The following is a 12,591-nucleotide window of genomic DNA, read 5'->3' on the forward strand; positions in this document are numbered from 1 at the left end:
ATAAGCGCTGGCCCGCCCATCAGAAGTTGAACCGCAGGCCGACGCCCGCCTGGTAAGAGTTGACGGTACCGGGCCTGAATCGCAGGTTGCCTGACGCCTGAAGCGGCGCTGACACCTTGTAGAGCGTCTGCACGCTGATGTCCCCCGTCCAGCGTTCACTGCCGGAGGGGGCATAGTTCAGGTTGCTGTTCAGGCTCACGGTGAGTGGGTCACGGGTGTAGCCGACGGTGCCGCTCAAGCTGCCGCCCACCCCTAACTGCTGCGTTCCAGCAGAGTCCGGGAAAGGGGCGGCGTTGAGTGAGAGTTGCAACTGGCTATTCCAGGCCTCGCTGCTCAGGCTCAGGCCCAGGCTGGAGCGGTAGCTGGCCAGCCAGGCGGGCACCACCTGACCGCCCTGTGCGGTGACGCTCTGGCGCTGCCAGGTGGCTCCCGCACCCGCCTGAATGGTTAGCGCCTGGCCAGTCGGACGCGGCGGCGCGTAGGACAGACTGGCGTTCAGGGTATGGGCAGGCGTCAGGCCGCCGCTGCCGGTATAGCCCACCTGCTCTGACCAGGGCGTACCCGTCCGGCTGAGATTGGCCCGCCAGGCCAGCGCCGCCGGGGTCGCGACACTGACGCCGAAGGCGGCCTTGCCTGCAACGGTCACGCCCACCTCGCCTGTCCAGTCCGGGAAGCGGGTGGTCGTGAGGCCGCTGTCGAGGGAGTAACTGCCCGCACTGTCGAGTTTGGCCGCAGCCGTGAGTTTCTCGGCGGCGCTCAGGCTGGTGGTACCGCTGGCGTTGAGGCCATAACGGGTGCTCGCCGGGGTCACCTTACCCAGCGAAAGCCGCAGCGTTTCGGTGTGGTCGGCGGTGGCCCCCAGCGTGACATTGCCGGGTCTCGGCCCTCCGAATTGCCCGGCAACCGATATTCTGGCCCGCACCGCCAGATTGCGCACGCTGAAGGTGGTGCCCCCTTCCACATCGGCGCTGACATTGGTCAGGGTGCCGCCCGTGCCCGCCGTCCAGATCCAGGTCGGCGAGAATGCCCCGCTGGCCGACAGGTCGCCGCTCACCACCCGGTAAGTGGTGCCTGACGAGTCGCCGTCGGCGTACACCAGCGTTGAAGTAATGCTGCGAAGCCCCCGCGTGGGCGCAGTAAAGCCCTGCTGTGCCAGGAGCACCGCTGTCCGCGACCCGGTGGTCAGGGTTCTTGAGGCGTCGTACTGGCTGTAAAGCGTCCGCTGCCCCTGGGTAGAGGTCACGCTGAAGCTCTGGTGTTCTGGCCCGGCCCAACTGGCACTGGCTGAGAGTTGCCCGCCAAGCGCTTCGCCGCTCCAGTCACCGTCGAAGCTCAGGCCATTCCAAAACGGCGTGGCGGGCAGAAAGTACCTCACCTGAAAGCTGCCCTCGGCCCGCGCCGTACCGACTAAAGCGCAGGCCAGGAACAGGGAAACCCGTCTCCGTCGCCGGGCCGTCATGCTCCGCTCACCGCTGAATGTCTGCAAATCCCAGGCTGCTCCGGCCCGCCGTTTTGCTGTGACTGCCCTCCAAAATGTCCACACTCCGATTTCACATTCACCTCCGCACGGTGACCTTAAATGCAGGAGCGTGATATGAGCGTGATAGTGCTGAGCGGACGTCATGTGCGAAAGTGGTATCGAGAAACCTCGGGCACGGTAGTCCGGCGATTACTCTCACGAGCTACCGGCATGTTTTGGATGATGGATTCAGGGGCACCGTGATTGATCTTTTCCCAACTCCAGTGGTGTTGAACTGAGAGACTAATTTGATCCCTACTCCACTGGAAGCACAAAACCCCCACCACTCAGGTAGGGGTTTTTGCTGTGCTGGATGTGGTGCACTCGACTGGAATCGAACCAGTGGCCTGCCCCTTAGGAGGGGGCCGCTCTATCCGACTGAGCTACGAGTGCGGGAGCGGTGAAATCCTGCGTCCGGCAGTATAGAACTTTGCCGCGCCGCGTGCCAACCCCGAGCCGATCAAGCCGCATACAGACAGCCAAAACAGAGTCTTTACTCCTTGTCCATCTTGGCTCATATATTACGTCATTAACAGAATTATGCTACAATACTTCTATGAATGCGACTATCGAGACGGCGCTTAAAACAGTGGCCCCGACCCTTTCCATCGGCAGCGCCCGATTGCCGCTGAGTGACGCCGGACGCCTGCACGCCGCCAGCGCCCTGAGTTTTTTGGGCCTCAGCCAAGCAGCGGTGTGGGCGCAGCAAGACTGGGAAAGCCCGCACTGGAAAGCTTTTGAACAGATGCACAACCTCAGCCGCGATTTGGGCGACTTCGGCGCGGGGCCGGAGCCGACCCTCAGCGTGGCCGAGTTCGTGGCCTTGGCCGCCCAGACGCAAACCACTTCCGCCCGCCGCCTTCAGCGCAAGATGGCCGACACTTTCGCCCGCAGTCTGGTGGGCGATATCCGGCTGGCCGCCGAGGTGGCCGAGCGCAGCTCAGAACCGCTGGCCCGCAGTTGGCTGCACGCCCGCTTGGAATCCCAAGACGCCCGCCGCACCCTAATGAGCGCCGCTGCCAAGCACGGCGGACACGGCCCGATTTTTGGACAGCTCGGCAGCGTGAGTAACCGCAGCGTGCTGGGTAAAGACAGCGCCACCCTGCGCCGTGAGCGCGGCGTCAAACAGACCCGCGACGGCCTGGGCACCGACGAGCTGCGCCGGTTGTCATACCTCGACGCCGCCACTGCCGCCGCGCTGGAAGGGGGCACTGTTCAGGGCAACGACGCTATTTTGGAACTCCACCGCAAAGTTGCTGGGCGCGAACGCCAGACTTGGGCAGGCGGGCTGGATAGAGCCGGCTAAATTCGTTTTTTAGTTCAAAAGGGCGGCCCCGTGAGAAGATGCAGCGGGGCCGCCGCTTGTCAGGGTTGAGCTCCCCAAAGTTCAAAGGAGCCGCCAATGACCCGAGAGAGCGATGCAAATCCACCAGTTCCGACGACTCCAGCCGCGCCTGAGTGGGGCCGCGCCTACACCGCGCCGGACATCACTGTTTACTTTGACAAAGCACGCTGCATTCATTTCGCCGCCTGTATTCGCGGTTTGCCGCAGGTGTTCAATACCGACGCCCGCCCCTGGATTCAGCCCAACGCCGCGCCCGCCGAGGCACTCGCCGAAGTGGTGCGCCGATGCCCCACCGGAGCGCTGCACTACGCCCTGGCCAGTGGCCCCGCCGAGCAACCGGAAAACACCACCATTCAAGTTTGCGAAAACGGCCCGCTGTTCGTGCGCGGTGATCTGGAGATGGCCGCGCCACAGGGCAGCGTCCACGACACCCGCATGGCCCTGTGCCGCTGCGGGGCGAGCCACAACAAACCGTTTTGCGACGGCTCCCACCGCAGCAGCGGGTTTGAGGCGGCGGGCGGCGAGAAATTGAATCAAGGCTGAGGACGGGAGTTGGGAAGTGGTTTGAGTACCGATAGGCCTACTTACCTCACCAGACGGAGTGATCTGGCCGTCTAAAAACCCTCAAATGCCTGCCCAAATGCAATACAAACCAACACCCGCACGCGCCGCGCCGCGCTTCTCTATGCTGTAGGGTATGCCTCTTCAACATCTTGCCCTTCTTTTTTTCCGCCTGTGGTCACTGTGAAAGCTGAGATCATCAGCGTCGGCACCGAGTTGCTGCTCGGTGAAATCGTGGACACCAACGCGGCGTTCGTGGCCCGCGAACTGTCGCTGCGCGGCGTGACCTTGCAGCGCAAAGCCACCGTCGGTGACAACTTGGAGCGCATCAGCGGTCTCATCCGCGAATCGCTTTCCCGCGCCGACTTGGTGATTTTGGGCGGCGGCCTCGGCCCCACCGACGACGACCTGACCCGTGAAGGCATTGCCGCAGTCGCCCGCGAGACGCCCGCCGAAGATCGTGAGTTGCTGGCGTGGCTGAGCGGTTTGTTTACTTCGCGCGGACGCACGATGGCCCCGATCAATAGAAAGCAGGCCTGGCTGATTCCCTCGGCCTCGGCGCTGCCCAACCCACTCGGCACCGCGCCGGGCTGGTTTGTGACTCTGCCGGACGGCCACGAATTTGCCGGAAAACGGATTGCCGCCCTGCCCGGCCCGCCCCGCGAAATGAACCGCATGTTCAGAGAAGAACTGCTGCCCCGCCTCAACCTTCCCGCTTGGGCCTTCTACGCGGTCACGCTGCACACGTCGGGCATCGGTGAGAGCGACGTGGCCACCCATTTGGGCGACCTGACCAAAATAGCCAACCCGAGTGTGGCCACCTACGCCCGAAAAACCGGAACCGACGTGCGGGTGGCCGCCAGTGCCAAGAGCGCCGAAGAAGCGCGGCAGCTGGCAGAACCTGTCTTAGAGCAGGCCCGCACCGCTTTGGGCCGCTACATTTGGGCGGAAGAAAAAACTGGCGACGCGCCGGCCACCCTCGCAGGCGCAGTCATCAAGCTGCTGGCTGGACGGAGCCTCGGGTTGGTCGAAGCAGGCAGCGGCGGCACTTTGGCCCTTCAATTTGCCGGCGCTGCTGCTCTTAAAGGAGCCGCCATCTCGGACGACCACGCCACTTTGCTGACGCTCGGCCTGACGCCAATCACCCTCTCCAGAGACGGAGTGTGTAGCGAAGTCGCCGCACTGGAACTCGCTCACGGCGCACGCGAACGGTTTGGAACCGGAGTGGGCCTGAGCGTCTGCGCCGCCGCCGAGGGTGAGCAGCAAGGCCAAGTGGCGATTGCTATCGTGGGCGAGGGCTTAGAGCGCGTCGCCTCGGTCAACTGGCCGGGCGACGCCGGGCAAGTCCGCGAGCGGGCCGCCAGCACCGCGCTGAACTTGGCATTTCGGGCGCTGAGTGCAGCCGAAGCCGATCAGACGCAAGCGGGCCAAACCCAAGTCAACCAGACTCAGGCGGGTCAGCGATGAGCAAGCCGCAGAAAAAAGGCCAGCCGCTGAAGCTGAGAGCCGCGCCACGCCGCCCCACTGAACGCCCAGCCGAGCCCAATCCGTCCCAAGCCAATGCATCTCCAGCCGCTGAACCAAGCGCGTATCAAGAGACGCTGCCCGAGCCTCAACAAGGCCAGCCCAGCCGCCCACCCCAGCGCAGTGAACGAAGTGAGCGCCCAGCATCCCAGAAACCGCGTCCAACCGGGCCCACCGACGATAAGCGGCCTCGCAGCAAACCAACTCGGGACGCGCCCGTTTACGACACCCACCAAGCCAACCTGCGCCTCTTTTTCGCCCTCAAAGTGCCGCCAGAAGTCGCCGAACAGCTTGGCGCGGCCCAAAAGAACTTGCGCGGTAATTGGCGCTCGGTGCGGGCCGATCAGTTGCATGTAACGCTGGCGTATCTGCCCGGCGTTGATCCGGCCAAAATAGACGCCCTCAAGAAACTGGGCGAGCAAGTGGCCGCACAAACCGCGCCGCTGAGCCTCAAGCTGCGCGGCACCGGATATTTTCCCAACGAAGGCAGCCCCCGCGTCTGGTTCGTAAAGGTGGAAGCTGAGGGGCTGGAAGAATTGGCCGCTGCGTTGCGTCTAGGCCTTACAGAACTGGGCGTGGACACCGACAACCTCGCTTTCAAAGCCCACATTACCTTGGCCCGCAAAAAGGGCGCGGCTCCCCGTTTGCCGCCCAAAATTTTTGACCTCGGCTGGGATGCGGGCGCGGTCACGCTTTACCGCAGCCACCTCCAGAAGACCGGGCCGATCTATGAGAACTTGGCGATGTTTAAGTTGCGCGGCGAATTTCGTGCTACCATTATGTCCAGTGCTGAATCTACTCCAGACATAACCGCCGACATTGCATCTGCACCAAGCCAACTCGATCTGCCAACCGATCTGTCCCCGGAGGACACCCCATGAGCAAAGAAAACCCCAAAGAGACTTCCGCCCCCAACAACGAAGCCGAGCGCACCAAAGCCATCGACACCGCCATGAGCCAGATCGAAAAGCAGTTCGGCAAGGGCAGCATCGTGCGGCTGGGAGCCAACACCAAGCTGGACATCCAGGTCATCAGCACCGGCAGCCTCAGCTTGGACTTGGCGCTGGGCGTGGGGGGCATTCCGCGTGGGCGCGTCACCGAGATTTACGGCCCCGAGTCCGGCGGCAAAACCACTTTGGCGCTGGCGATCATTGCGCAGGCCCAAAAAGCCGGCGGCACAGCGGCCTTCATTGACGCCGAACACGCCCTCGATCCGGTGTACGCCCGTGCGCTGGGCGTAGACACCGACGCTCTGCTGGTATCGCAGCCCGATAATGGCGAGCAGGCACTGGAAATCATGGAACTGCTGGTACGCTCGGGAGCGATCGACGTGGTCGTGGTGGACTCGGTGGCCGCGCTGACCCCCCGCGCCGAAATCGAGGGCGACATGGGCGACTCTCTGCCCGGCCTGCAAGCAAGATTGATGTCGCAGGCACTGCGCAAACTGACGGCCATTTTGTCCAAGACCGGCACCGCCGCCATCTTCATCAATCAGGTGCGCGAGAAGATCGGCGTGATGTACGGCAACCCGGAAACCACCACTGGCGGGCGGGCGCTCAAGTTTTATTCCTCGGTGCGCTTGGATGTCCGCAAGATCGGCCAGCCCACTAAAGTCGGCAACGACGCGGTGGCCAACACCGTCAAAATCAAGACCGTCAAGAACAAAGTCGCCGCGCCGTTTAAGGAAGTGGAGTTGTCGCTGGTGTACGGCAAAGGCTTTGACCAGCTCACCGACCTCATTACCTTGGCCGCCGACATGGACATCGTGAAAAAGGCGGGCAGCTTTTACAGTTACAACGAAGAGCGCATCGGGCAGGGCAAGGAAAAAGCCATTGCTTACATTGCCGAGCGCCCTGAACTCGAAAAAGAAATCCGTGAGCGCGTAACGGCGGCCATTAAAGCGGGCAATACCAAAGAAGTCGCCAAGCCTGCCGCACCGGAAGCAGAATTGGCAGTGGCAGAGTAAAAACGGCCGCACCGTAAAAGCAGTGGCCGGGTAAAAAATTGGAGGAAGAGGGCAGCGGCGCGAGTCGTTGCTCTTTTTTTGTCGGCTGGCCAGAGGGCCGCTAAACTGCTGCCATGACCCCCGAAATCGCCCTGACGCCCGAGGCTTGGGCACGCGCCCTGAGAATTGACCCGCAGCCGCCCTCCACACCGCACATCGGAGCGTTGGTCGAAATGCTGAGTTACACCCGCCTGACTACCCTGCAAGCGGTGGAGGGCCTAGACAAGCAAGATTTGGACACCACTTACGACGACTTCCCGCACTCGATCGCCATGCTGCTCGGCCACCTGGCCGCCGTGGAGCGGGCCTACCAGTACATCAGCTTCGAGAATCTGGACCCTTTCGCAGGCGACGTACCGGCTTATGACCGCTACCTCGGCGCGATGACGTTTGGCGAGCACGGCCTAGCGGTGCGGCGCTTTCAGCTCAAAGAGCTGTTGGATGAACTGGCCGAGGTTCGCGCCGAAACCCTGCGCGAGCTGGGCAAGCGGGATGACGCGTGGCTGGGTCAGCGCCTGAATTTGCCTGAAATGACCGATATGAACCACCACTGGGTCTGGTTTCACGTGTTGGAAGAAGAACTCAGCGACAGAGGCCAGATCCGCCTGCTGCGGCAAGCCATCTTGCGGGCGCAGACTGCTGAGGCAACCCCGCCAGATTCAGCGGACGAGTGAGGCGAACGCCGCCGCGTCGGCACTGATGATCACCGGCACACCCGCTGTGTAAAGCAGTGTGGCGACGTCTTGGCTGCGTGGCGGCCCCGACACGTCCCGAATGGCGATGCCCAGCACCTTGCCGGGGTGCGACTGGGCAAAGGCGGTATAGACTTCGGGGTCTTTCTGGGCGGTGTCGCCGATCAGCAAGAACTGGCCGGGCAAGTCGGCGGCCAACTCATTCAGCGACTGGATTTTGTGTTGGGTGGAGTGCAGCAAGGTCTGAGCGTCCAGCGCCCTCAGCAGCAGCGGCCCGTTGGCAATCCCACGCGCCGGCAGCACCGAGCGCAAAAAATCGCTGAGGCCCAGAGGGCTGTTGGAGAGGTAAACGAGAGGGTAGCCCCGCGCCGCAAAACTGTTGTAAAGCGGGGCGATGTCGGGAAAAGCTGCCCGGTTGCTGACGGTAGCTCCGAGAAAAGTGGAGACTGAACTTCGCTTCCCTGCTCCAGTGATCAGCACCGTGTCGTCCAGGTCGCTGATCACCGTCACAGGCGCGTCGGGCAAACTGGGAATATTGGGCCTCACCTCTTCTCCACTCACCAAGCTGACTTTGACGGCTCCGGTTGTCTTCAGTTCACAGCGGGCGTGGCCGCCCTGATCGGTGATCACGTCAATGCTTTGCTCGCCCACCTGACACACCACGCCTATCCCCGCCGCGCCCTGCGGCAGCAAACGGGCGATGTTTTGCAGCACGGCTGGCCCACTCCCGCGCCAAGCGTCGTAAGCGTCCACCTGAATGCTGAGGTGGGTGGCCCGCGCAGAGGCCCAGCCCGCCACCGACAGCTCGTGAGCAGGCGCGGCGAGGGCAACGGGCAGAGACAAAGTGGCGACAGACAAGTAGAGCAAAGCGGCGGCGCGAATCATGCTTCAGCTTAAAGGGCCAAAGGAGTCAAGCGGTAAAGCGGGCCAAACAGTTTCAGCGTACCTGCCCAAAACTTAACAACACCGCACTCACGGATGCACCGTCACCGTCAGCTGGCCGTCTGCACCGCGTTTGCCTTGCTGGGCCAACACGTCCACGGTGTACTGCTGCGTGGGCGTGTTGGCCGCAGCGCTGAGCCGCATGATGGCGGTGGTGTTGGCCACCACTTCCTGCGGCGCGATGACGGCGCTCAGCACGCTGGGCAGCAACTGGGCACTGAGTTTGACGGGGCCGAGCTCCGCTTGAAAACCGCCGGGCCGCACCGTCACTTCAATGGTTTGGCCGGGCCGTAGCGTCACTTCCGGAAGTCTGCCGCCCGACGGCGTGCCGAACACCACATAACCGCCCGCGCAGCCCACGGTACGCAGTTCGCTGATATCGCGCACCCCCAGCCCCAACGCCGGAAACAGCGAAGAAATCGCCAGCCCCAACCCCAATGCCGGACGCCGCTGACGGCTGATCTGCTGCGCTGCCAGCGCAATGCCCCCCGGCCCCAAAATGAGCGGCGGCAACAGCGCCAGCACGGTATGGCCCTCGCAGGCCGGCAGCAGCGCGTATCCAACCGTCCTCACCACCAAATACAGCAGTGAACCGAGCAAAAATCCGGCCAGCGTGAGCTGGTAAGACGGGCGGGGCGGGCGCAGCGAAGTCATAAGGCTTAGGCTAGCGCGGCGGGTGGGGTACGGGTGTCCACCGCCTCAGCCTCAGCGCCCCCGATTCCTTCAGCGCTCTTCTTGCGCCAACTCCACCAAGCGCGTCACCAACTCGGCGTAGCTCAGGCCCGCCGCTTCCCACAGCTTGGGATACATGCTGGTGGTGGTAAAGCCCGGCATGGTGTTGACTTCGTTGAGGTACAGCTCCCCAGTTTCTTCGACGTAGAAAAAGTCGATGCGGGCCAGTCCGGCACAGTCGAGTGCTTTGAACGCGGTGAGAGCCAACTCACGCACGCGGATAGCGACTTCGGCAGGCACTGGAGCGGGGATGTGCATACTGGCCTGCCCCTCGGTGTATTTGGTGGTGTAATCGTAAAAGAGCGCTTCGAAGCGCAGCTCCCCGACTGGGCTGGCCTGCGGAGCGTCATTGCCCAAGATGCCCACTTCCAGTTCACGCGGCTTGTGGGAGGCGGCGGCTTCCAAAATCACCCGGCGATCCAAGGAAAAAGCCAGATCGAGGGCCGCTTCCAGGTCCTCCGGGCCAGCGGCGCGGCTGATGCCCACCGAACTGCCCAAGTTGGCGGGCTTCACGAATTGGGGGTAGCCCAACGACCCTGCGGCGATCCGCACACTTTCGGGAGCGCTGCGCCACGCCTGACGGGTCACCAAGCGGTACTCCACCTGCGGCACGCCCACCGAAGCCAGCACCTGTTTGGTCATCACCTTGTCCATGCTGGCGGCGCTGCCCAGCACGCCCGAGCCCACGTAGGCCGCGCCAGTCAACGTCAAAAAGCCCTGCACCGTCCCGTCCTCGCCGTTGGGGCCGTGCAGCAGCGGCCAGATCACATCAAAGCCGGCCACTTCGTAGGGGCGCAGCTCACTCGAAACGGGAGCCGCCGAGTCCTGAGCGCCGCCCAACACCCGCGCCGTGTCTGCCCGCCCCAGCCAGCGGCCTGCCGCGTCAATGACCAGCGGCGTCACTTCAAAGTGTGACGCTGGCAAAGCGGCCAGTACACTCTGGGCACTCATCAAGCTGACGGCATGTTCACCACTTTGGCCGCCGCACAGCAGCAGAACGCGGGTCTTTTGGGGGGCAGTGATTTCGGGTTGGGGGGAAAAGGGAGGCACACTCACGCCCGGCAGTATGCCAGTTTGGAGCCGCCCAGCAGCGCGGCGGCGTGCCGACATCAACTGAGCAAGGTTTCGTCTGAGCTTATCGTGTGTATCATACTCCTCATACTCATGACACACATGCCAATCGTGACACGGGCTGCGGACGTGTCAGGCAGGCATCAGCGTTCGGCAGACTTTCTCATCTTGGACTGAGTTCACCATCATGCATTCGTCTAGATGTTGGGTTATGATGCGCGGGTCTACACATGATCTTCACTCCTCACCTCGGTCACTCACTGCGGTGAATCAAAGGAGAGATCAGCCCCTATTTCGGAGGAGAACGAATGAAATTTAAACACGCCACGTTGCTTACTGCCCTGATGCTCGGCTCGGCTGCTTTTGCCGCCACGCCCAAAGACACGCTGGTACTCCAGCAGTCCAACGACACCCCTACGCTCGATCCGACGGCCAATTACGACACCGGCAGCGCCAACATGATCGAGAACATGTACGAAACCCTCTGGACCTACAAAGGCAACAGCCTGCGCGAATTCACGCCGCTGCTGGCCACCAAAGTGCCCAGCTTTACCAACGGCGGCAAAACGCTGACGGTTGATCTGCGCAAGAATGTCAAGTTTCACTCCGGCAACGCTTTTAGTTGCGACGACGCTCAGTACACCTTCGAGCGCAACTTGGTGACCAACAGCGCCGAATCCGGCAACTGGTTTCTGGCCGAGGCGCTGACCGGCACGCAGGCCAACGCCAACGACGACAAGACCGTGACCTGGGACAAGATCAACAAATCGGTCACTTGCAACAGCAAAGGCCAATTGGTCTTCACCTTGCCCAAAGCCGACCCCGCCTTCCTCGCCAAGCTGGCCTTCTCGGGTCAGAGCATCCTCGATAAGCAGTGGGCCATCAAGCAGGGCGAATGGGACGGCACCGAGAAGACCTGGAAAGACTGGGTCGGCAAGGACGTTCAGGGCAGCAACCTCTCCAAAAACCCTAGCGGCACCGGCCCTTACCAGCTGGTCAACCGTGACGCCAACGCCCTGCTGTTCAAGGCCTTCGCCGGGTACTGGGGTGGCAAGCCCGCCATCCAAAACGTGATCGTGCAAAAGATTCCTGAACTCGCCGCTCGCCAGCAGGCCTTCCTGCGCGGCGACGCCGATTTGATCGAAGCCGGCAGCCGTGCCAACATCGAAGAGCAGCTCAAAGGCAAGCCCGGTGTGGTCATCGTGGACGGCCTGCCCAACACCAGCGCCACCGGCATCTTCATGAACGAGAACATCAAAGCCAGCGACGCGCTGGGCAGCGGCAAGCTCGACGGCAACGGCATTCCCGCCAACTTCTTCAGCGACGCCAACTTGCGCCGGGGCTTTGCCAACTCGTTTAACTACGCTCAGTACATCCAAGACGTGCAGCAGGGCAAGGGCAAGCAGCGCACCATGTTGCTCCCCGATTCGTTCCCCGGCTACGACGCCAAAATCAAAACCTACAGCTACGACGCGGCCAAAGCCAAGAGCTACTTCCAAAAAGCTTGGGGCGGCAATGTCTGGAAGACCGGCTTTACCCTGAACGCCGATTACCGCGCCGGAAGCGTGGCCGCACAAACGGCCATGGAAATCCTCAAGAAGAACGTGGAAGCGCTCAACCCCAAGTTCAAGATCAACATCAAGGCCAAGCAGTGGTCGGAAATGCTCAACGATTCCAAGCAGGGTAAAGAGCCGATGATCATTATCGGTTGGGCACCGGATTACGCCGACGCCGATAACTTCATGTACACCTTCTACTCCAGCAACGGCTACTACTTCCCGCGCAGCAACTGGAAAGACGCCGCTGTGGACAAGTGGCTCGATCAGGCCCGCGCCACTGTCAACACCGCCGAGCGCAACAAGCTCTACTCGCAGGTCGCCAACCGCGCCTATGAGCAGGCCCCCTACTTGCTGGTGCCCGCAGGCGTCAATGTCTTCGCGGTGCGCGACAACCTCGTCGGCGCAACGGCAGCCAACTACAACCCAATGCTCGGTTCCAGCTCCCTTTACAACGGCTCGCCCTGGAAAGTTCTCAGCAAGAAGTAAGTCTCTCTTTTAGATTTTTAAGGTTAAAGGGGAGCGGACGGTGAAGAGCCGCCGCTCCTCCTTTTTGGTGTATGACTCTTTTTGGTGCGTGAAACGGCACGAGGCGTAGACGGTGTGGCCTTCACATCGGCGTGAGTTTCCCGTGTTCTTCTATG

General features: G+C 62.2%; 11 protein-coding genes and 1 tRNA gene. 7 read left to right on the forward strand and 5 right to left on the reverse strand.

Features of this window, described 5'->3' with window-relative positions:
- Nucleotides 1-19: 19 nt before the first annotated feature.
- Nucleotides 20-1,459 carry a hypothetical protein gene (locus EHF33_RS05550; protein ID WP_124868632.1) on the reverse strand — a complete coding sequence of 480 codons (1,440 nt, stop codon included), beginning with the start codon at nucleotides 1,457-1,459 and terminating at the stop codon, nucleotides 20-22.
- Between the two features lie 376 nt (nucleotides 1,460-1,835).
- Nucleotides 1,836-1,912, reverse strand: a tRNA-Arg gene (locus EHF33_RS05555).
- A 163-nt stretch (nucleotides 1,913-2,075) separates the two neighbouring features.
- On the opposite strand from EHF33_RS05555, the gene ddrC reads away from it, so the two are divergent.
- The 6 genes from ddrC (at nucleotide 2,076) to EHF33_RS05585 (ending at nucleotide 7,628) form a co-directional block, all read left to right on the forward strand.
- The gene (gene ddrC / locus EHF33_RS05560) at nucleotides 2,076-2,825 is read left to right on the forward strand and encodes a DNA damage response protein DdrC (RefSeq protein ID WP_124868634.1); all 750 of its coding nucleotides are present in this window, start codon (nucleotides 2,076-2,078) and stop codon (nucleotides 2,823-2,825) included.
- 96 nt (nucleotides 2,826-2,921) lie between these two features.
- Nucleotides 2,922-3,407: a (4Fe-4S)-binding protein gene (locus EHF33_RS05565; RefSeq protein ID WP_124868636.1), complete on the forward strand. Its 486-nt coding sequence runs from the start codon at nucleotides 2,922-2,924 to the stop codon at nucleotides 3,405-3,407.
- A gap of 201 nt (nucleotides 3,408-3,608) precedes the next feature.
- The gene (locus EHF33_RS05570; RefSeq protein WP_241191277.1) at nucleotides 3,609-4,892 is read left to right on the forward strand and encodes a CinA family nicotinamide mononucleotide deamidase-related protein; all 1,284 of its coding nucleotides are present in this window, start codon (nucleotides 3,609-3,611) and stop codon (nucleotides 4,890-4,892) included.
- Complete coding sequence (gene thpR / locus EHF33_RS05575) at nucleotides 4,889-5,830, forward strand: RNA 2',3'-cyclic phosphodiesterase (RefSeq protein ID WP_124868638.1); 942 nt, start codon at nucleotides 4,889-4,891, stop codon at nucleotides 5,828-5,830. Before EHF33_RS05570 ends, thpR begins: the two co-directional genes overlap by 4 nt.
- Nucleotides 5,827-6,915, forward strand: coding sequence for a recombinase RecA (gene recA / locus EHF33_RS05580; protein ID WP_124868640.1), 1,089 nt, complete (start codon nucleotides 5,827-5,829; stop codon nucleotides 6,913-6,915). Before thpR ends, recA begins: the two co-directional genes overlap by 4 nt.
- A 113-nt stretch (nucleotides 6,916-7,028) precedes the next feature.
- Nucleotides 7,029-7,628, forward strand: a complete 600-nt coding sequence (locus EHF33_RS05585) for a mycothiol transferase (protein ID WP_124868642.1) — start codon at nucleotides 7,029-7,031, stop codon at nucleotides 7,626-7,628.
- Here the strand turns inward: EHF33_RS05585 and EHF33_RS05590 are convergent.
- From EHF33_RS05590 to EHF33_RS05600, 3 genes are all read right to left on the reverse strand, one after another.
- Complete coding sequence (locus tag EHF33_RS05590; RefSeq protein ID WP_124868644.1) at nucleotides 7,614-8,531, reverse strand: phosphatase domain-containing protein; 918 nt, start codon at nucleotides 8,529-8,531, stop codon at nucleotides 7,614-7,616. The genes EHF33_RS05585 and EHF33_RS05590 overlap by 15 nt on opposite strands.
- An 87-nt stretch (nucleotides 8,532-8,618) precedes the next feature.
- Entirely contained in the window at nucleotides 8,619-9,242 is a 624-nt protein-coding gene (locus EHF33_RS05595; protein ID WP_124868646.1) for a hypothetical protein, read from the reverse strand.
- Nucleotides 9,243-9,311: 69 nt separating this feature from the next.
- Entirely contained in the window at nucleotides 9,312-10,271 is a 960-nt protein-coding gene (locus tag EHF33_RS05600) for a D-alanine--D-alanine ligase family protein (RefSeq protein WP_241191311.1), read from the reverse strand.
- 428 nt (nucleotides 10,272-10,699) lie between these two features.
- Here EHF33_RS05600 and EHF33_RS05605 point away from each other — a divergent pair, with 428 nt between their 5' ends.
- Nucleotides 10,700-12,436 (forward strand): ABC transporter substrate-binding protein, encoded by a 1,737-nt coding sequence (locus EHF33_RS05605; RefSeq protein WP_124868650.1) that lies wholly within the window; start codon nucleotides 10,700-10,702, stop codon nucleotides 12,434-12,436.
- Nucleotides 12,437-12,591 lie beyond the last annotated feature (155 nt).

This window comes from Deinococcus psychrotolerans, from assembly GCF_003860465.1.
Classification (GTDB): Bacteria; Deinococcota; Deinococci; order Deinococcales; family Deinococcaceae; genus Deinococcus; species Deinococcus psychrotolerans.